This is a genomic window from Pseudomonas sp. NPDC098740, assembly GCF_044760065.1.
GTDB lineage: Bacteria > Pseudomonadota > Gammaproteobacteria > Pseudomonadales > Pseudomonadaceae > Aquipseudomonas > Aquipseudomonas rossensis.
In genome coordinates, this window is sequence record NZ_JBIWAM010000017.1 from 53,271 (window position 1) to 72,926 (window position 19,656).

13 protein-coding genes are annotated in these 19,656 nt (G+C 60.6%); 5 read left to right on the forward strand and 8 right to left on the reverse strand.

Annotated elements, in window-relative coordinates:
• Nucleotides 1–126: 126 nt before the first annotated feature.
• Both ACIQU2_RS20400 and ACIQU2_RS20405 read left to right on the forward strand, forming a co-directional pair.
• Entirely contained in the window at nucleotides 127–1,083 is a 957-nt protein-coding gene (locus tag ACIQU2_RS20400) for an alpha/beta hydrolase (RefSeq protein WP_403143605.1), read from the forward strand.
• Between the two features lie 385 nt (nucleotides 1,084–1,468).
• Nucleotides 1,469–1,831, forward strand: coding sequence for a DUF6124 family protein (locus ACIQU2_RS20405; RefSeq protein ID WP_403143607.1), 363 nt, complete (start codon nucleotides 1,469–1,471; stop codon nucleotides 1,829–1,831).
• A 236-nt stretch (nucleotides 1,832–2,067) separates the two neighbouring features.
• Here the strand turns inward: ACIQU2_RS20405 and ACIQU2_RS20410 are convergent, their stop codons facing one another.
• The 5 genes from ACIQU2_RS20410 to pvdM all read right to left on the reverse strand — a co-directional run bounded on the left by ACIQU2_RS20410 (nucleotide 2,068) and on the right by pvdM (nucleotide 10,259).
• Nucleotides 2,068–4,533 carry a TonB-dependent siderophore receptor gene (locus tag ACIQU2_RS20410; RefSeq protein WP_403143608.1) on the reverse strand — a complete coding sequence of 822 codons (2,466 nt, stop codon included), beginning with the start codon at nucleotides 4,531–4,533 and terminating at the stop codon, nucleotides 2,068–2,070.
• 298 nt (nucleotides 4,534–4,831) lie between these two features.
• On the reverse strand, nucleotides 4,832–6,481 hold the full coding sequence (locus tag ACIQU2_RS20415; protein WP_403143610.1) for a cyclic peptide export ABC transporter: 1,650 nt from the start codon (nucleotides 6,479–6,481) through the stop codon (nucleotides 4,832–4,834).
• Between the two features lie 216 nt (nucleotides 6,482–6,697).
• Nucleotides 6,698–7,576, reverse strand: coding sequence for a formylglycine-generating enzyme family protein (locus ACIQU2_RS20420; protein ID WP_403143612.1), 879 nt, complete (start codon nucleotides 7,574–7,576; stop codon nucleotides 6,698–6,700).
• A 22-nt stretch (nucleotides 7,577–7,598) separates the two neighbouring features.
• A complete protein-coding gene (locus tag ACIQU2_RS20425; protein WP_403143614.1) occupies nucleotides 7,599–8,879 on the reverse strand; it encodes an aminotransferase class V-fold PLP-dependent enzyme in 1,281 nt (426 codons plus the stop codon).
• A 30-nt stretch (nucleotides 8,880–8,909) separates the two neighbouring features.
• On the reverse strand, nucleotides 8,910–10,259 hold the full coding sequence (pvdM, locus tag ACIQU2_RS20430; protein ID WP_347802729.1) for a pyoverdine-tailoring dipeptidase-like protein PvdM: 1,350 nt from the start codon (nucleotides 10,257–10,259) through the stop codon (nucleotides 8,910–8,912).
• 280 nt (nucleotides 10,260–10,539) lie between these two features.
• Here pvdM and ACIQU2_RS20435 point away from each other — a divergent pair, with 280 nt between their 5' ends.
• A complete protein-coding gene (locus ACIQU2_RS20435; protein ID WP_347802728.1) occupies nucleotides 10,540–12,159 on the forward strand; it encodes a PvdJ/PvdD/PvdP-like protein in 1,620 nt (539 codons plus the stop codon).
• A 139-nt stretch (nucleotides 12,160–12,298) separates the two neighbouring features.
• Here the strand turns inward: ACIQU2_RS20435 and ACIQU2_RS20440 are convergent, their stop codons facing one another.
• The 3 genes from ACIQU2_RS20440 to ACIQU2_RS20450 are packed head-to-tail and all read right to left on the reverse strand — an operon-like array spanning nucleotide 12,299 to nucleotide 16,847.
• Nucleotides 12,299–13,693: an efflux transporter outer membrane subunit gene (locus tag ACIQU2_RS20440; protein ID WP_347802727.1), complete on the reverse strand. Its 1,395-nt coding sequence runs from the start codon at nucleotides 13,691–13,693 to the stop codon at nucleotides 12,299–12,301.
• Nucleotides 13,694–13,700: 7 nt separating this feature from the next.
• Complete coding sequence (locus ACIQU2_RS20445; RefSeq protein WP_347802726.1) at nucleotides 13,701–15,674, reverse strand: MacB family efflux pump subunit; 1,974 nt, start codon at nucleotides 15,672–15,674, stop codon at nucleotides 13,701–13,703.
• Nucleotides 15,675–16,847, reverse strand: coding sequence for an efflux RND transporter periplasmic adaptor subunit (locus ACIQU2_RS20450; RefSeq protein ID WP_347802725.1), 1,173 nt, complete (start codon nucleotides 16,845–16,847; stop codon nucleotides 15,675–15,677).
• 441 nt (nucleotides 16,848–17,288) lie between these two features.
• Here ACIQU2_RS20450 and ACIQU2_RS20455 point away from each other — a divergent pair, with 441 nt between their 5' ends.
• Nucleotides 17,289–17,771, forward strand: coding sequence for a sigma-70 family RNA polymerase sigma factor (locus tag ACIQU2_RS20455; RefSeq protein ID WP_046048427.1), 483 nt, complete (start codon nucleotides 17,289–17,291; stop codon nucleotides 17,769–17,771).
• 146 nt (nucleotides 17,772–17,917) lie between these two features.
• Nucleotides 17,918–19,255, forward strand: coding sequence for a SidA/IucD/PvdA family monooxygenase (locus ACIQU2_RS20460; protein WP_347802724.1), 1,338 nt, complete (start codon nucleotides 17,918–17,920; stop codon nucleotides 19,253–19,255).
• Nucleotides 19,256–19,656 lie beyond the last annotated feature (401 nt).

A 19,656-nucleotide genomic window follows, 5' to 3' on the forward strand; every position in this document is an offset into this window, starting at 1 on the left:
CTTTCGATCTTGTTTTTTAAGATCAAGATCAAAAGATCGCAGCCTCGTTTCACTCGACAGCTCCTACACAAGCGTCGTTCGTATCAGGATTTTGTATTGACCTCTTTGTGTAGAAGGATTCGTCCCATGGCTGTGTTGCCAGAACTTGAAGCATTTCTAGAACTCGCCGAGTTCGGCCGGATGACCGGCAAGAGTCGCGCGATGCATGAACAGTCGCCGCAACAGGCGCGGATCGATTTCGAAGCGTCGTCGGGGTTTCTCGATGTGCCGCTGGACAGCGTTGCCTGCGAAGACTTCACCCTCGCCGCGCGAGATGGCCACAGCCTGTCGGCAAGGGTGTATCGCGATGGGCAAACGGTCGATGGGCTGCAACCGGTGGTGTTGTATTTTCATGGCGGCGGCTATGTGGTCGGCAGCCTCGATTCCCATGATGCGCTGTGCCGGCGGCTGGCCTCCCAAGGCGGATTTGCCTTGTTGACGGTGGATTATCGACTGGCGCCGGAATGGCGGTTCCCGACGCCGGTGCAAGATGCCTGCGATGCGGGGAACTGGCTGGTGCGCGAGGGCGCGGCACATGGCCTGGACGCAACGCGAGTGGCCGTGGCCGGTGACAGCGTGGGTGCGACGCTGGCGACAGTGTTGTCGATCATGGCGGTGCGTGAACCTGAGGAACTGGCGTTGAAACCGAAGGCGCAATTGCTGGTGTACCCGGTGACGGATGCCACGACCAAGCGCGCCTCGCATCGGGACTTTGCAGAAGGGTACTTGCTGGAGACGCCGACGCTGGATTGGTTCTATGCGCATTACTGGCGTACGCCAGAGGATCTGGCTGATTGGCGCTGCTCGCCGTTGCTGGCGGAGGATCTGTCAGGCGTGGCGCCAGCACTGGTGTACTTGGCCGGGCATGATCCGTTGCATGACGAAGGGTTGGCGTATGCCGAGCGGCTGCGTGCTGCCGGGAATGAGGTGACGTTGCTGGAACAGCCTGGAATGACCCATGACTTTTTGCGTATGGCGGGGTTGTTGGGAGAGGTTGAGGGGATTCATGCGGAAGTGGCGGAGTGGGTGCGTTCGCGGCTTTGATCTGAAGTCTGGCTCAGATCGTTAAACGTCGTTTGATCGCGCTTGTTTAATTCCCCGCAGCGTTACTTCATGAAAGCTACAACGCCTTGCGTCGTTGCCTACAGTTACGCCAGAATCCGCCGGCTTGTGCGCCTTGGGGCTGCTCGGTAACTTGGTTCCCGTCACTGATTGTCAGTGATTGGGTTTAGTAGCCCGGCTAAGGTAATTGCGGTCGCATGAGCATCATCAGTCAGGTTTCCGCCTGCGCTTGATGGTAGCTGTGCGCATGGCGTCCTCGGACGCGCCGGTTTTTGCTTACCTTTCCGGTCTACTAACTTGCGCACAGCTGCCACCCTTTCGTGTAGTAGCGAGATGGTTGCGGCCCAACTACCAAAGGGAAGCATCTATGTTCAAACCGACACCGAATCCGCCGGACACCGATCCGGCATCCCCGTACGAAAGCCCCGATTCAAAAAAACTCCACGAAGCCGCCGACCGCGCCCTCGATTACCACCTCAACGCTGCCGCTTTCATCAACGCCACCCCACGCAAACTCAGCACCATGTTCATCGTCAACCCGCAGCTCGATACCGAAACCCTGCTGGCCCATGCGTGCGAGTCGCTGGCATCGGCCAATGTCATGGCCATGGATCTGGCGGACCATATGGATGGGCCAAGTCGAAATTCCCTGCTGGGCATTGCGCAAGTCATCATGCTGGGGGAGCTGGCGGTGAACCGGGCGCTGGATAGGCTTGATCCGTCTGACTAGTTACTGCCGGGTTTTTGTGTTTGATCAGTGGGATCTCTGGAGGGGCGACTACCTATATCGCGAGCAAGCTCGCTCCCACAATTGATCTAGGTCGTGCGTAGGTGTTGTATCCACCCAAGATCCACTGTGGGAGCGAGCTTGCTCGCGATATAGGCATCACAGTCGACACAAATCTCACAGCCATAAAAAATGCCCGTATCTCACGACACGGGCATTTTTCATTTCAGCTCAGCAACTCAGAAATCATACTTCGCGGTGAGTTGCAGGTTACGTGGCTCGCCGTAGAGCGTGGTATCGAAGTTGCCCAGGCCCGTCAGGTACGTCTTGTCGAATACGTTTTTGGCATTGACGGTGAAGCTCAGGTGTTCGTCGACCTGGTAACGGGTCATCAGGTCCACGAGGGTGTAGCCGCCTTGCTTGATCTGGGTGTAGTCGCCCACGGTAGGGCTGTAGATCTTGCCGTAGAAAGCGCTCTGCCAGCTGACGCCGCCACCGACGGTGAACTTGTTCAGGATGCCTGGCAGACGGTAGGTCGTGAACGTACGCACGAGGTGTTCCGGCCGGGTAGTGGACAGCGGGTATCCGAAGATGCGTTGCTCATCCTGGTCACGGGTACGGGCGTAGGTGTAGCCGGCGGACAGGTTCCAGCCTTCGGCCAGTTCACCCGCCAGTTCCAGTTCCACGCCTTTGGTGGTAGCGCCGTCGATGGCTTTGTAAATGCCTTCGTTGGTGACCGGGTTGGTGCCGATCGATTCGGCGACATTGTCCTGCTCGATGCGGAAGAAGGCCAGGCTGGCGTTCAGTTTGCCTTCAAAGTAAGCCGCTTTCAGACCGGTTTCGTAGGCGTTGCCTTCCACCGGTTCCAGGGTCGAGCCATTGGCGTCCTTATAGATTTGTGGCTGATAGATATTGGTGTAACTGGCGTAGGCCGAGTACGTATCGTTCAGGTCATAGACCACGCCGGCATACGGTGTGACGACGCCATGTTCCTTGTAGCTGGCGTGAGTGTCGCTCAGGGTGCCGCCCGGATAGTAGGAGTAATCCTCGTTGTACTTGAAGGTGCTCAAACGGCTGCCGAGGATGAACGACAGATCGTCGGTCGGACGGAGGCGGGTGGCCAGGTAAATACCGTTTTGGCTTTGGGTGCGTTCGTATTTGCCGTTTTTCGGGAACTCCTGTTTAGGCAGATTGCCTTCCCAGTCATAGATGCTGCCCGGGACCATTTCGAAGGCGCTGGTGTCGTATGTCGAGCCGGTCTGGCGCGAGTGCGATGCCATGACTCCGGCAACCACTTCGTGTTCGCGACCGCCGAGGGTGAACGGGCCGGAGACGTTTACGTCAGCGGTGTTCTGCACGCGATGACCTTCCCAGCGACCCCAGTAAAGGAACATGCCTTCACCGGTGGTGCGGTCCGGATTGCCGCCGCTGGCCGAGGCCAGTTGGGTGTCGTGATCGGTAGTTTTCTGGTCCAGGCTGACTTTGAGTTTCCAGTCATTGGCCAGCGCTTGTTCCAGCGAGGCGAAGTAAGTGGTGCTCTCGAAATCACGACGGCTCCAGTCGGCGCCTGGGTTGAAACTGCGAGAGAAGTCGGTACGGCCGCCATCGGAGAAGTACGTCGGGTTACCCGTCCAGGATGTACCGCGCGGGGTGGCGCTGGATTTGTCGATGCCGAAGGTCAGCAGGGTGTCGTCCGTGAGGTCGGCTTCGAGGATGCCGTAAAACAGGTCTTTTTTCTGGCTGTAATGATCCAGGTAAGAGTTGGCGTCCTGATAGGTGCTCACGAAGCGACCACGCACGTTGCCGGAATCGGTCAGCGAGCCGGAAATATCGCCTTCTGCGCGGTATTTATCCCACGAGCCGGCGGTGGCGCTGACCGAGGCCTTGAATTCCTTGGTCGGCTTCTTGCGGATCAGGTTGACCGTGGCGGAAGGGTCGCCGGTGCCGGTCATCAGGCCGGTAGCGCCTTTGATGACCTCGATATGGTCCAGGCTGGCAGTGTCGTCGCTGTTATTTGGGTTTTCACCGTAAACACCGTCGTAGATGGTGTTTACGCCATCGTACTGAAAGTTGGTAATGGCCTGGCCACGGGCGGAAAACTCGGTACGGTCGCTGTCGTACTTCTGCGACGAAATGCCGGGGGTATTGCGCAAGGCGTCGCCGACACTTTGTACACCGCGATCGTCCATTTGCTGACGCGTCACCACGGTCACCGATTGCGGGGTTTCGCGAATGGTCAGCGGCAGCTTGGTCGCGGTGGTGGTCGCGCCGGTGGTGTAGGAACCGGTGTCTTCAGTGGTCAGGCCCAGGGCCTGGCCGGAAATGGTGGTTGCGCCCAGTTGCAGGCTCGAGCCGCCGCCGGATACCAGTGTGACGGTATTACCGCTGATCTGGAACGAAATGCCGGTGCCTTTCAGCAGGGCGGCGAGGGCGTCGGACGGTTCCAGTGAACCGGACACCGCGCGGGACTTGATCCCTGCAACCTGATCCGGGCTGTAGAGGATTTGCAGGTTGGTCTGCATGCCCAGTTCGGTCAGCGCGTTGGAAAGCGATTGACCTGCAATGTTCACTTTCACAGGTGCAGCATTGGCCATCGAGCTCCCCAGCAAGGTGGCGGTCAGCAGTACGCTGGTGAACAGGGTGCGATGCAAAGTCGGGCGCTGTACGGCCAGCGCGAGAGGTGTGCGGCGTGTTTGAGGTCGCATTACTTACCTGAGCTCCTGAAAAAGTGTTGTGCAGAGTTTTTGTTAATAGGAATGATTATTAGACGCAGCACGAACGTAAAACCGGAAAGAAACCCGTTAAATAAATTTATGAAGGCCGCCGCAACGCGATCTATGTAGCAGCTGGCGAAGCCTGCGTTCGGCTGCGAAGCAGTCGTAAAACCAGAATCCGCGGTGCATCAGGAGACCTCGCGAGCTGAATTGGCGACTGCTGCGTCCGAACGCGGCCCGAACCGAACGCAGGCTTCGCCAGCTGCTACACAGACCTCGGTTTTCTGTTTCAGGCGGGGGCCAGTTCGGTGACGACCCGTCCGCTTTCCATGCGCACCAGTTGGTCCGCCACGTCGAAATAACGGTCATCGTGGGAGATCACGATGATGGTCTTGCCCAGACGCTTGAGGTCCGGCAGCAGCTCGGTGTAGAAGATCCGGCGGAAGGTCGGGTCCTGGTCGGCCGCCCATTCATCGAACACCAGCACCGGACGTTCCTCCAGCCAGGCATTGACCAGGGCCAGGCGTTTGCGCTGGCCGGTGGAGAGGTCGGTGGTGGTGAAGTTGCCGTCCTTGACGCTGACCTTGTGCGCGATTTCCAGCCGTTGCAGGTATTTGTTGGCGTCTTCGGGGATGTGCGTATCGCCCTGGACCACATCATCGAACAGGTAATAGTCAGCAAAAATCGTGGTGAACAACTGGCGATAGTCATCGCGGTTGGCGGCGTCGATCACTTCGCCATTGACGTGGATTGCACCCTGCTGCGGCGTATACAGGCCCAGCAGCAGTTTGATCAGCGTGGTCTTGCCGCAGCCGTTCTCACCGACAATAAAGGTGATGTCGCCTTGCTTGATCGTCAGGTTCACCGGCCCGAGCTGGAACGGTGCAGCGCCTTCGGCAGCCGGGAAGCTGAAACGTACATCGGCCAGTTTCAGTTCGTGCACCGCTCGCTTGACGTTGCCTTTATCGCTGAGCAGCAGATGAGGTTCCGGGGTGGAAAACTGCTCCGACAATTCGGCGATGCGGCGGAAGGCAATCTGCGCGCGGCTGACGATGGGCAGGGTGCTGATCAAATGCTCCAGCGGGCCTTTCATATAAAGCAACACCAGCACGAAGCCGCTCATCACGGTTTTGTCGGCACTCGGCCAAAAGGTTTGCAGCGCCAGGGCCAGGCCGATGACCACGAAGAACAGCATCGAGCCGAAGGTCTTGGCAATGACGAACGTATTGATCGAACGCACCTGGGTGTTGCAGATGAATTCCGCCGTAGCCTTGATGCCCGAGACGAACATACGCTGGCGGCGTGGACGATGAATGCGCAATTCCTTGGCGCCTTCGGCAATCGCGTTGTAGTGCTTTTGCAGCTCATCTTCGGCCTCCCGGGCGGCCATGAAACCCTGAACACCTTTGCTCTGGGCGTAGGCCTGAATCGCCGTGCCGATCAGGATCGCAGCGACCATGATCAGGAACATCGGCCACGACAGAATGGCCAGGTAGCCCATGCAACCCAGGGTCACGGTGACGGAAATCGCCAGCGGCGCGAAAGCGAAAGCGAAGTCGCTGATGGTGTCGACGTCGTGGGTCAGCACCGGAATCAGACGGTGGCTGCGATAGCGCTCGATTTGTTCGATCGGTGCCGACAGGACCTTTTCACCCAACTGTTTACGCAGCTTGGCGATGATGTGTTGGCCGACATAGTTGGTGCCGATGTCCGAGCAGATCGAACTGGCCAGTGCCAGCAGGCACAGACCGGCGAACAGGGCGACCACGCCCTGGGTCAGGCCGGTGTCCGAATGCAGGGCGTTGTTGATGGTCGCCAGCAATACCGTGACGCTCAGGCCGCCGACCATGCCCAGGAAAATGGATGCGGCGACGATGAGCCGAAAGGGTTTCAACAGGGCGAACAATTCGCCGATGGCGCCACGGGTAGGCTGGGTCATGGAAGACAGTTCCTTGGATCGTGAAGGCAGATACCCAGTAGAACGTCTGGTGGAAGGCTTAATTTAGAAGGGCGCCGACTGGCGGCGATCGCGACTCAAACACATGACCCTGTGGGAGCGAGCTTGCTCGCGATAGCGGACTGACAGTCGACATATCTATCGACTGTGATGCAGTCATCGCGAGCAAGCTCGCTCCCACAGGATTGGGGGTGTGTCTTAGAGGTCACGCACGATACGGAATCCCATCCAGTCGCCGCGCTCTTGTGGGTACTGGCTGTTGCGGTTGCCGGAGCGGGAGAACACCGGTGCTTCACCCCAGTCGTTGCCGCGAATCCGCACGGCTTCGCAAGTGGGCTCGACCCAGGCGCTGCCATCGGTGGGGGCACCGACGTAATCAGGGTGTTCGCAGTCTTCTACCCATTCGTAAACGTTGCCATGCATGTCGTACATGCCGAAGGCATTCGGCGGGTAGCTGCCCACTGGCGAGCTGTAGCTGTAACCGTCCGCCGGGCCATAGGTGTTGGCGTGCTTGGCGATGCTGTATTCCTTGCCCTCATCGAACGGGAAGGGGAACGGCCCTTTGCTGCCGCCACGCGCGGCATATTCGCGTTGGGCTTCGCTGACCATGTGGTACGTCTGCCCGGTCTTTTTCGACAGCCAGGCGACGTAGTTCTTCACGTCATCGAAGTTCATGCACACCGCCGGCTGACGCGGACTTTGCGGATAGCGCGGCTTGCTGGCGACGCACTCGCGACCCGGCCGGGTGTCGCCATTGGCGATGGTCACGCCACTCTCGCGCACGTAGCTGTCCCATTCACCGGCGGTGACCTGGAAGCGGCTCATGGCGAACGGCTTGGCGAAGGTCACCTCGTGCATCGGACTTTCATCAGGCTCGCGCCCGACTTCGTCGCCCGGCGTACCCATGGTGAAAGTGCCGGCCGGCAGCACGACCATTTCCGGGCAGTCCCGGCAGTCCTTGAACACCTTGCCCGGTTGCGCGGTTGCCGCGGCTTGCGCGGTAACAGGCAGCAGGCCGGCCATGAGGGCTGTCAGTGTGAGTGCCTTGAGCGGCAGGGTTAGCAGATATCGGTTCATGAATCATCTCGATTAAAGGAAATCACAGGCTCTTGCTCAATGCGGCCATGAAACGGTCGATATCGTTCTCGGTATTGAGCAGGCCGGGGGCGATGCGGATCACCGGGCCGACGTCGCGGTCCACCGAGTCGCAGACCACGCGGTTTTCCATCAGTTGGGCGGCGACTTTTTCACAGTCCCGATCCTTGATCCGGAAGAAGGTAAAACCGGCCGACAGGTCCGGGCTCTTTGGCGTCACCAGCTCGATCTGCGGGTGTTCCAGCAAGCGGTTTTTCGCATAGGTATTGAGCGCGTGGATGCGCGCCTGCACCTCGGCCTTGCCCAAGTCCAGGTGCAGCTTGAAAGCCTCATTCAGGGCCCAGCGATGCTCAAAGCTGTGATAGCCGCCGGGGGTCATGGTGGTTGAAAAAGTGGTGGCTTCGGAGAACGTCGGGATGGTCGGCGTCACGTCCTTGAGCTCGGTCGAACGGGCGCAGATGATCCCGGTACCGCGCGGGCCGAACATCCATTTGTGCGTGCCGGCGATGAAGAAATCGCAGTGCATGTCGGGGAAGTCGAGGTCCTCGACGCCGAAGCCATGGACGCCGTCGACCACATACAGGATGCGGTCCTTTTCTGCGCGGTTGCGGTTCTGCTCGTCCACCAGTTTGCCGATCTCGCTGATGGGCAGTTTCACGCCGCTGCCCGATTGCACCCACGTCATGCCGAGCACTCGGGTTTCGGGGCGAATGCCTTTGGCAATCGAGCCCAGCACTTCATCCACGGAAATGCTGTGGCTGTTCTCGAACAGCTGGAGCTTGCGAACCTTGACGCCGTCCTTTTGCTGGCGATATCCCAGCGCATAGTTCGTCGCGTAGTGTTCGTGTTCGCTGGTGAGGATTTCCTGATCAGGGCGCACATGAATACCGCCGTAAATCAGCGACAGGCCTTCGGTGGTGCTGCCGGTGAGGGCGATCTGCTCGGGCTTGGCCTTGAGGTAACGACCGGCCCAGACGCGCACTTCCTGCTCGCGCCTTTCGGTTTCCCCCAGGTCCCAGTCCATGGCCAGGCCAGGATTACGGTCGAGGTTGGCGCGGTGCAGGTCGATCGCTTCACGCACAGGTTTGGGGTGTGAGGTCACCAGAAAATTGGCGAAGTGCAGGTAGTCCGGGTCCTGATTGAACAGCTGGCGTAGTTGCGCCCATTTATCCTTGGGCAGCGGCGCCGGATGGGCGGCCAGCGCCGGCAGGTTCACGGCTGCGCCCAAGGGCAGGCCGGCCGCGAGAATACCGGCCTGCTTGAGGAATGAACGACGGTTGGTCATGAGCTCGGTTCGCTTCTGCAAAAGAGAGAATCAGTTTTTCGCCACAGGTTTGGAGGACTTCTGCACCTGGTCCCAGACCCGCAGGAAGTTGCCGCCCCAGAGCTTGGCGATATCGGCTTCGCCATAGCCGCGACTGATCAGCTCGGCCGTTACGTTGCGTGCCTCGCTGACGTCTTTCCAGCCGTCCAGACCTCCGCCGTCGTTGAAGTCGGAACTGATGCCGACGTGGTCGATGCCGATTTTCTTCACCGCGTAGTCGATTGCGTCGCCGTAGTCCTTGAGCGTGGCCTTGGGCTCCTCGTCGACGATGGCATAGAGCTGACTGGCGTACTCGCCGAAACGTTGCTCGGACCAGACGGTGATCACCGGGTCCCCCGGCATCAGCGCCATCTCCAGGCCTTGCAGCGGTTGCAGGTCAAAGCGTGCGCGCAGAGCGTTGAGTTTGTCCTGGGTGGCCTGGCTGAGTGGGCGGATGTAGGTCGGGAAACCGACGATCTGCACTACGCCGCCGCTGTTCTTGATCAGCTGCATTTCCTGGTCGCTGAGGTTGCGCGGGATGTCCACCAACCCTCGCGGTGCCGAGTGGGACGCGACCATCGGCGCACGGCTCAGCTGGGCAACTTGCTCCAGCGCCTTGGTCGACATCTGCGAAACGTCGATGATCACGCCAAGGTCGTTGAGGCGGTGCACGGCCTGCTGGCCAATCTCCGAGAGGCCGCCGAGGGCGTCGCGGGAATCGTTGAAAAACGGCAACGGCCGGGATGAGTCAGCCCAGGCGTTGTTGCCCACATAGCTGAAGCCGAACATGCGCATGCCGCGGGCTGCCCACTTGTCCAGGGCGTTCAGGTCGTTGCCCAGCGGATAGGCGTTGAGCATGCTCATGAAGATCGCGAACTTGCCTTCGCCATGCAGGCGTCGGAAGTCGTCGGGGGTGTAGGCGATGGCAACCTGATTGGGGAAGTCGCGAACCAGTGTGCTGATGATTTTGTAGCGGGTTTCCTGCTCGAACCGTGCTTCGTCGACGAAACCGGCGGTTGGGCGGTGCGGGGCGTTGGCACCGTTCCAGATTTCCGGCCAGCCAAAGATGGTCAGCGCCGCGCCGGACAACCGTCCACGCCCGGTTTTGACCAGGTCGAACTGCCCGGTGCCGTCCTTGTCCGCTTCATTGCCGGCGGTGCCGAAGTCCAGCGGGACGGTGACGTGGCTGTCGAAGGAGAGGATCCGCTCGTGCAGCTCATCGGCCTGTTTCATCACCTTGACCGGGTACCCGGGATTATCCTTGAACCAGTAATCCCAGGCCGCAAAGCCTGCACCGGCGCTGATCGCCAGGGCCAGCGGCAGGCCGATGTAAAGAGCCTTTTTCGAACGTGGTTTTGTCATTGCCGTCTCAGTCAGGTTCGCCGTTGGGTGCAGGCACAGGGGCCTTAGCTATCTGGGAAGAACGAGTGACCGACCAGGAAATTTAGATCTCCCCCGAAAAGATCGTCCGAACGCGGCCCGAACCTTCGGCAGCTCCTGCATTGGGGCTGCGTACACCTGTAGGAGCTGCCGAAGGTTCGGGCCGCGTTCGGACGATCTTTTCGAGGCACCATAAATTTCGGAGGGCAACAAACGTTCTAGCTTGGATAAAGCCTGCTTCATGGCTGACACAGGTAGGGCAATGACGATTTCTCGACGATGGTTCATGGCAGGCCTGGCGCTGACCGGCGCCGCCGTGCCTGCGGCTTTTTATGGGCATCGTGAATGGACGATAGCGGATCCGACGATCACCCCCGGCGAAGCGTCATTCGATGTCGCGGATGTCGCTAGCCAGCACTTGGCGAACACCTTGCGCGGTGTCTGGCAGATCCGTTTCGAGGGGCCTGACGCCGGCATCGAAGGACTGCCACGGGACGGGCTGGAGGTGTTCCTCGACATCGGCCACAAAGGTCGCGGTTTGAGCGGGTTCCTCGACACCGCCGAGCGTTTGCGCTCGAACGAAACGCCGCGTTACCGGGTGCTCGGCGATCTGGCCGGCGCCAAACCGACGCAATTGAGCTGGCGATTGCTCAGCGCCAGCGGCACAGCGGATTACGAATTCAGCCTGTTGCTGGACGAAGTCTGGGCCGGTTTCGGCAATGCTGGCAGCGGCACCCTCAGTGGTCGGGTGGTGAATCTGGACCGTCCGCTAATGCTGACCGCCCAGGACAATCGCTTCATTGCCGTTAAACGCGTGTTCCCCGAAGCCCGCGAGCGAACCGGTCTCAATCCGACGCTGCTGGCCTGGCTGGTTTCACCCGAGCATCGGCTGTTTCACCAGCTCTGGCATGCCTCCCGGGACAAATGGCACACGCTGTCCGAAGACAAACACGCAGCCCTGCGCGGCATTGGTTGGCAGCCTGGCCCGCGCGACAAGGAGCGTGATGCGCGTGGCGCGCGCAAGGATCGTAACGGCTCAGGCGTGGATTTCTTCTTCATGCACCGGCACATGCTAGGCAAGGCGCGCTCCCTGCAGGACTTGCCGTCCTGGCAACACTTCCCATTGCCACAGCCGGAACTGGCGCGTGATCGCGTTGGGTTCGCCCGTTATTTCGACAACCATGACGGCACCGCGCTGCCACCTACCTGGCTGGCCGACGACGATGCCGAGTACTCGCAATGGGTCAGCGACATCAAGACCGCCGAGACCTACCACAGCAATTTCCAGGTCTGGGAATCGCAGTACCGGGATCCGCGTTATCTGTCGAAATTGACCTTGGGTCAGTTCGGCTCAGAGGTGGAGTTGGGGCTGCACGACTGGCTGCACATGCGCTGGGCCTCGGTGCCGCGTGATCCGTCAAACGGCCAGCCCGTGCCCTTTGCCCGGGATCCGGCGGACTTTTCCGCGCGTTGGTATGCGCCGGAAAATGACTTCCTCGGCGATCCGTTTTCGTCTCATGTAAACCCGGTGTTCTGGCATTTTCACGGCTGGATCGATGATCGACTGGAAGACTGGTTCCGGGCGCACGAGCGCTTTCATCCGGGGGAGGTCAGTCGGCTCGAGGTCAATGGCGTGGCGTGGTTTGCGCCTGGGCGTTGGGTCGAGATCGACGACCCGTGGCTCGGCCCGAGCACCCATGGTTGCAGCACCACGCCGGGGTTACAGGCCGGCAAGTCGGTGGAGATGGACCCGGAAACCATGAAGCTGGCGTTGCGGATTACCTTTGGTGATGACGAGAAGAAACTGGCGGATCTGTTCCGCAAAGTGCCGCAGAGGCCTTGGTATGCGCGGCATTTGAAGGCCAAACCGATTACCAGTTAATCAATAAGACCGCGTTATCGTTCAATCGCGGGCAAGCCCGGCTCCCACAGGTTATGCGTCGTGCCCAAAATATGCGGCACACATAAAACCCTGTGGGAGCCGAGCTTGCTCGCGATGGCGGATTCACTGGCGCCGCAAATTACAACGCTTGCCACCCGCCGCCGAGCGCCTTGTACAGCGCAATACTCGCCTGCAACCGCGACAACCGCAGCTGCACATTCAAATCCTGCGCCGCATACAGCGTGCGCTGTGTCTCCAGCACCGTCAGCAAATCCTCGGCACCGGCCTGATAACGGCTTTGCGCAATGTTGAATGCCGTCTGCGCCTGGTTCAGCTCTTCACCTTGCCACTGCCGCTGCTCGTCCAGACCGCGAATGCTGTTCAACGCTTTTTCCACATCGGCGAAGCCATTGATGATCGCCCCGCGGTACGTCTCCAGTAGTTCTTCCTGACGGGCCGTGGCCTTGTCGCGCTCGGCGCTCAGGCGACCATTGTTGAAGACCGGTGCGAGCAGTCCGGCGGTGAGGTTGTAGAAAGGGTTGCGCAGGATGTCGGCGGCGCGGTCGGCACCGGAGCCGATATCTGCGCTCAGGGTTACGGCCGGCAACATGGCGGCGCGGGCGACGGTGACGTCGGCTTGTGCGGCGGCCAATTGCGCTTCGGCGCGGGCGATGTCCGGGCGACGGCTGATCAGTTCACTGGGCACGCCCGCTGCGATGGTCGGCCATGACAGTTGATCAAAGCGTTCCTGACCCAAAGACAATTCCTGCACCGGCCGGCCAAGCAGGGCGGCGAGGCTGATCTGTGCGTCCTGAGCCTGTTGCTGCACCAACGGCAATTGCCGCTGTTGCGCGGCGACCAGGCTCTTCTGCTGCGCCAGTTCCAGCGCGGTTGCCGAGCCTGAGTCAAAACGCGTCTGCACCAGTTTCAATACATTTTGCGCGTTCGCCAGATTCAGCTCGGCGATGCGACTTTGCTCACGCAACGACAAGCTTTGCGCGTAGCTGTTGGCCACACCGCTGAGCAGCGTCAACTCCACTGTCGCCTGATCGAATTCGCTGGCCTGCAAGCCGAATTGCGCACGGTCGCGGGAGGCGCGTTGGCCGCCCCAGAAGTCGACTTCGTAACTGGCGCTGAGGTTGGCGTCGAAGTAATCCACGGCCTTGTTGCTGCTGTCGGCATCCAATTGGCTGTAGCCGTTGCCGCGCAGCAACTTCTGGCGATTGGCATTCAGGGCGGCCGTGACCTCAGGCAGTAGCGTGCCGCCGGCGACGACCGTATCGGCCTGAGCCTGGCGCACCCGAGCGATGGCGGCGGCCAGGTCGTAACTGCCGACCCGGGCCTGTTCGATCAGGCGATCAAGCTCCGGGCTGCCGAACTGCGTCCACCATTGCAGGTTGCTGCGAGTAGCGCTTTGAGTGTGTGGCGATTGCCAGGCGGCGGGCGGCTGGAGGCCGCTGTCCGGACGCTGGGCGGGACTGCCGCAGGCGCCGAGCAACAGGCATAGGGTCAGCAGGCTGAGTTGCGGCTTCATAGATCGATCATTCACTGGTAAGGGCCGTGACCGGGTCGAGTCGGGCAGCTTTGCGGGCCGGCATGAAGCCGAAGACAACACCGGTGACCAGGGCGCAGCCGAAGGCGCCGAGTACCGCTATCAAGGAGAACGCGACGGCGACTTCGCTGAGGATCAGCACGCCGCCGACGATCAGTGCCAGGGCGATTCCGGCGAGCCCGCCGACCACCGAAAGCATCACCGCTTCGGTGAGGAACTGGCGCAGGATGTCGCGTTGTCGGGCACCGGTAGCCATGCGGATACCGATTTCGCGGGTGCGTTCGCGCACGGTCATGAGCATGATGTTCATCACGCCGATCCCGCCCACCAGCAACGAAATCGCTGCAATCGAGCCGAGCATCAGCGACAGCGTATTTTGCGTGCGTGCCTCGGCCTGAATCATTGCGGCGTTGTTGGTCAGCTCGAAATCCTTCTTGCCGTTGTGCAGGCGCAGCATCAATTGCTCGATGGCTTTTTCCGTCTCTTTGACCTTGCGCGCATCGGCGGCGGCGATGGCCACGTATTCGGGGTTGTGGGTGCCGAACAGCCGCACGCTGGCAGCGGAATAGGGGATAGCGATGCGGTCGTCGCTGTCGGAGTCGCCGGAGCTGGCGCCTTTTTCGGCAAGCACGCCGACCACCTGGAACGGCACGTTCTCGATCAGGATGTACTGGCCGATCGGGTTGGCGACGTCCTTGAGCAACTTGGTCCGCACCTTGTGGCCGATCACCGCGACCGCCGCCGCATTGTGTTCATCGTCCTGGGTGAAGTAGCTGCCTTCCACCACCGGCCAGTTGAAGATCGCCGGGAAATTGGTGTCGTTGCCGCCGACGTAACTCAAGTGGTCGAGGTTGCCGAAGCGCACCCCGGCCTCTTGGCCGTTGACCGGCATGATCCGTGTCACTTGCGGCAGGCTTCCCACCGCCGCGACATCATCCAGGGTGACGATGCCCAGCGGCGTTCGCGGGTTCGGTGACGAGCCACTGAGGTAAATGATGTTGGAGCCGAACGCGCCCATTTGCGCCATCACCTGACGCTTGCTGCCTTCACCGACGGCCAGCATGACTACCACCGACGCGACGCCGATGATGATTCCGAGCAGCGTCAGCGCGGTGCGAAAGCGGTTGATCCACATCACCCGCCACGCGGCTTGCACCGCATCGACCAGTTCGCCTTTCCAGGCCCCGGTGGCTTCGGCGCCTTCGGTCAGGCGCTTGCGCAGATCCACTGCTTGCAGCGCGCCAGGGTTAGCCGAGGTCTGCGCTTCGGGATTGTCCCGGGCGCTGTCGCTGATGATCAGCCCGTCGCGAATTTCGATGATGCGTTTGGCCCGTGCCGCGACTTCTCGGTCGTGGGTAATGAGGATCACCACGTGGCCCTGGCTCGCCAGTTCGTCGAGCAGGGTCATGACCTCGGCGCCGCTGTGGCTGTCGAGGGCACCGGTGGGTTCGTCGGCGAGGATGATGTGGCCGCCGTTCATCAACGCGCGGGCGATGGACACCCGTTGTTGCTGGCCGCCGGAGAGCTGGTGCGGACGGTTGCCGGTGCGTGAGGCCAGGCCGAGGCGGTCGAGCAGGGCGGCTGCGCGGGCGTGGCGTTCGGCGGCCGGAGTGCCGGCGTAGATGGCCGGCATCTCGACGTTTTCCTGGGCCGAACCGGACGGGATCAGGTGATAGCCCTGGAACACAAAGCCGAAGGCTTCGCGGCGCAGCCAGGCCAGTTCGTCACTGTCGAGTGCGGCGACGTTTTCCCCGGCGAAGCGATATTCGCCCGACGTGGGGCGGTCGAGGCAGCCGAGGATGTTCATCAGCGTCGACTTGCCGGAGCCGGAGGCACCGACGATCGCCACGAATTCCCCGGCATGGATCGACAGGTCGATGCCGCGCAGTACGTGAACTTCCGGTGAATCGCCGCCACCGTAGGCTTTGCGGATGTCGTGCAGGTCGATCAGGGGCGTCAGCATTCAGCCGCCACTCCCGTCGACCGGACCGATCAGCAGGTGATCACCTTCCTGCAAGCCGTCGAGGATCTGCACCCGCAGGCGATCGCTAATGCCGGTGCGCACGTCGCGCTGCTCGATGCGGCCGTTTTTGGCGACGACTTGTGCCGTCTGGTTTTCCGCTCCAGTGCCGGCTTGCAGGGCCGCGATGGGCGCGGTGAGGACGTTTTTCGCCTGCTCGGCGACGAAGAATACTTGCGTGGTCATTTCCGCCATCAGCGCGTTGTCGGCGTTGTCGACGTCCAGCAATACGGTGTACAGCACCACGCGAGCGCTGCCGCTTTTGCTCGAACTGGCGGGGCTGCCACCGCCCTGGCTGGTCTGGTCCAGCGGCTTGGGCGGCACCGGCAGAATCTGCCGTACGGTGCTGTTCCAGCGACGGTTGCCACCGCTGAGGGTGGTGAACCAGGCCGTCATCCCGGGTTTGACGTGACCGATGTCGGCTTCCGACACCTCGGCCCAGACGGTCATCGGCGACAACTTGGCGATGCGCAGAATCAATGGCGTCTGCTGCTGGGCGTTGAGGGTCTGGCCTTCACGGGCGTCGAGTGCGACGACGGTTCCGCTCATCGGCGCATAGATTCGGGTGTAACCCAGTTCCGCCTGATCGCTGCGCAGGCTGGCCTGGGCCTGGCGGATCTGCGCCTGGAACATGTCGATGCGGGCCTGGGTGGCGCGCAGTTCGGCCTCGGCGGTCTGCACGTCTTCTTCGCGGGTGGCGCCACCGGCCTTGAGGTTTTGCTGGCGCTGGAATTTCTGCCGGGCGAGGTCGTGCTGCGCCCGTTGTTCCTGCAGCTGTGCCTTGAGGTTTTCGATGGAGAAACGCCCGGCGTCGAGTTTGGCCTGTTGCGTGGACGGATCGATTTCCACCAGCAACTGACCTTCCTGCACCACATCGCCGACTTCCACGTGGAGCTTGTGGATCTGCCCGGACGCCTGGGCACCCACGTCGACATAGCGTCGAGGTTGCAGGGTGCCCAAGGCCGTGACGCTGCTTTCAATGTCGGCACGGGTGACCTGGACGGTGGCGAACTGGTCTCGACCGGGCGGGATGATCTGCCAGGCGGCGACGGCGATAACGGGGATCAGACAAAGTGCTACAAGCAGGGCGCGTCGGGTCTGTCGGGGACGTTTCATGCAGGGTTCCGGCCAATGAATATCGGCCCGTCGCTCAGCCTGCGCACAAAATCGGGCAACAGCAGAGCGCTGTCGGAGGGCCGACAGAGACGGGAAGCTGTCCTGTAAACGATGAAAGTACCGGGGGATTTAGCCCTCGACATATGGAGTAACACCTGTAGGAGCTGTCGAGTGAAACGAGGCTGCGATCTTTTGACTTTGATTTTTTAAGAACAAGATCAAAAGATCGCAGCCTCGTTTCACTCGACAGCTCCTACAGATGATGCAGTGTGCAGCCGCTCGATCTTGACTATTTGTCGGGCAAGGTGAAGCAATACTTTAAATCTATATGAGAATTACTATAAATTACGCACCTCGAACTGCCACTATCGTGCCACTGCCTATTTCGGCGGTCGCCGGTCTGGCTCAAGGACAGAAACCGCACCCCTGCGGCCGGGAGTCATGTTGGAAAACTACTATCGCGAGCTGGTGTGTTTTTTGAACGCCAAGCTGGGCAACCGTCAGGTGGCCGAAGATGTGGTGCATGACGCTTATCTGCGGGTATTGGAGCGGTCCAGCGACACGCCGATCGAGCAGCCTCGGGCATTCCTGTACCGCACCGCGCTCAATCTGGTGATCGACGACCATCGGCGCAATGCCCTGCGTCAGGTCGAATCGCTGGAAGTGCTCGACAACGAAGAGCGCTACTTCACCCCGTCCCCTCATCACAGCCTCGATCACGGCCAACGCCTGGAGATGCTCCAGCGTGCATTGGCGGAATTGCCACGGTTGTGCCGCGAGAGTTTCCTGCTGCGCAAGATCGATGGCCTGTCGCACCCGGAGATCGCCGAACACCTGGGCATTTCCCGGGCCCTGGTGGAGAAACACATCGTCAATGCGATGAAGCATTGCCGGGTGCGGATGCTGCAATGGGATGCCCATTGATCCGACCCGATCAATCAAGCTGCATTAAATTTTTTTTCATTGTCCTCGTTCCCTTCAACAGACGATCTGCTGTCCTGCTCAAGGCCGGTCAGGTCACTTAGGCTTACTCCCCGCTGCTTCGGGGGTTCATCCAGAGGACACTGGAAATGACACAGGCAATTGCATCGCCCATCGTTCACGACCTGATCGGCGTCGGTTTCGGCCCTTCGAACCTGGCGCTGGCCATCGCTCTGCAAGAGCGCGGGCCGAGTCAGGGCGAGCTGGATGTTCTGTTTCTCGACAAGCAGGCCGACTACCGCTGGCACGGCAACACCCTGGTGACCCAGAGTGAGTTGCAGATCTCCTTCCTCAAGGACCTGGTGACCCTGCGCAACCCGACCAGCCCGTATTCGTTCGTCAACTACCTCAAGCACCACGGCCGTCTGGTGGACTTCATCAACCTGGGCACCTTTTATCCGTGCCGCATGGAGTACAACGATTACTTGCGCTGGGTCGCCGGGCAATTTGCCGAGCAGAGCCGCTACGGCGAAGAAGTGCTGACCATCGAGCCGGTGTTGCACAACCAGCAGGTCGAAGCGCTGCGGGTGATCTCGCGCGATACCCAAGGCCAGCAGCACGTTCGCACCGCCCGTTCGGTGGTGGTCAGTGCCGGCGGTACACCGCGCATTCCCGAAGCCTTCAAGGCGCTCAAGGGTGACAGCCGGGTGTTCCATCACTCCCAGTACCTGGCGCAGATGGCCAAGCAGTCGTGCGTGAACAACCAGCCGATGAGCATCGCAATCATCGGCGGCGGGCAGAGCGCGGCGGAAGCGTTCATCGATTTGAACGACAGCTTCCCGTCGGTGCAGGTGGACATGATCCTGCGTGGCTCGGCCCTGAAACCGGCGGACGATAGCCCGTTCGTCAACGAAGTGTTTTCGCCGGAGTTCACTGACCTGGTGTTCCAGCAGGCGAGCAGCGAGCGCGAGCGACTGGTCAACGAGTACCACAACACCAACTATTCGGTGGTGGACATCGACCTGATCGAACGCATCTACGGCATCTTCTATCGTCAGAAAGTGTCGGGTATCGCGCGCCATGCGTTCCGCACCCTGACCACCATTGAAAATGCCACCGCCACCGAGCGAGGCATCGAGTTGGCAGTACGCAACAACGCCACTGGCGAAGTCACCGTCCGTCATTACGACGCCGTGGTACTTGCCACCGGTTACGAGCGTCAGATGCACCGCAAACTGCTGGCGCCGCTGGAGCAATACCTGGGTGACTTCGAGGTCGACCGTAATTACAAACTGATCACCGACGAGCGCTGCAAGGCCGGTATCTATATGCAGGGCTTCTGCCAGGCCAGCCACGGCTTGAGCGACACCTTGCTGTCGATCCTGCCGATTCGTGCGGATGAGATTGCCGGTTCGATGTATGACCATGGCAAGGCACGTGGGCATGGGCGGTCGGTGATGGATTTACTGTTGGCAACTGCCAGCTAAGATTCCTTGCGCCTGATAGTCAGTCTTCGCGAGCAAGCCCGCTCCCACAATAGATCTTCGGTGAACACAGTTTTTGTGTAAGACAGAGATCAAATGTGGGAGCGAGCTTGCTCGCGATAGGGCCCTCAATAGCACCACAAATCCCGAATCCTGAACCCTTCCTGAAGAACCCCGCGATTCCCCCTCCACCCGCCTTTGCTTGGTTTACTCTCCAGAAATCGGGGCGTAAGCTTCGCGCGTTTTCAATCAATAGCGGAGACCCACAGTGGGTACTTGTTCGAGTGACAGTAGTCGGCCGGTTTCGATAACCGGCACCTTCCCGGCAAGATAACGCGCCACTTTTTTGTGCCGTTGTCTCGCCGAAAAGCGAGCAGCGGCATCCTGATCGCGGCCAGTCCTGG

Bases quoted from the DNA above. Each gene is read 5' to 3' on its own strand.
- ACIQU2_RS20435 (WP_347802728.1), top strand. From the start codon at position 10,540: ATGACGATTTCTCGACGATGGTTCATGGCAGGCCTGGCGCTGACCGGC.
- ACIQU2_RS20410 (WP_403143608.1), bottom strand. From the start codon at position 4,533: ATGCGACCTCAAACACGCCGCACACCTCTCGCGCTGGCCGTACAGCGC.
- ACIQU2_RS20400 (WP_403143605.1), top strand. From the start codon at position 127: ATGGCTGTGTTGCCAGAACTTGAAGCATTTCTAGAACTCGCCGAGTTC.
- ACIQU2_RS20425 (WP_403143614.1), bottom strand. From the start codon at position 8,879: ATGACCAACCGTCGTTCATTCCTCAAGCAGGCCGGTATTCTCGCGGCC.
- ACIQU2_RS20415 (WP_403143610.1), bottom strand. From the start codon at position 6,481: ATGACCCAGCCTACCCGTGGCGCCATCGGCGAATTGTTCGCCCTGTTG.
- ACIQU2_RS20455 (WP_046048427.1), top strand. From the start codon at position 17,289: ATGTTGGAAAACTACTATCGCGAGCTGGTGTGTTTTTTGAACGCCAAG.
- pvdM (WP_347802729.1), bottom strand. From the start codon at position 10,259: ATGACAAAACCACGTTCGAAAAAGGCTCTTTACATCGGCCTGCCGCTG.
- ACIQU2_RS20405 (WP_403143607.1), top strand. From the start codon at position 1,469: ATGTTCAAACCGACACCGAATCCGCCGGACACCGATCCGGCATCCCCG.
- ACIQU2_RS20440 (WP_347802727.1), bottom strand. From the start codon at position 13,693: ATGAAGCCGCAACTCAGCCTGCTGACCCTATGCCTGTTGCTCGGCGCC.
- ACIQU2_RS20450 (WP_347802725.1), bottom strand. From the start codon at position 16,847: ATGAAACGTCCCCGACAGACCCGACGCGCCCTGCTTGTAGCACTTTGT.
- ACIQU2_RS20445 (WP_347802726.1), bottom strand. From the start codon at position 15,674: ATGCTGACGCCCCTGATCGACCTGCACGACATCCGCAAAGCCTACGGT.
- ACIQU2_RS20420 (WP_403143612.1), bottom strand. From the start codon at position 7,576: ATGAACCGATATCTGCTAACCCTGCCGCTCAAGGCACTCACACTGACA.
- ACIQU2_RS20460 (WP_347802724.1), top strand. From the start codon at position 17,918: ATGACACAGGCAATTGCATCGCCCATCGTTCACGACCTGATCGGCGTC.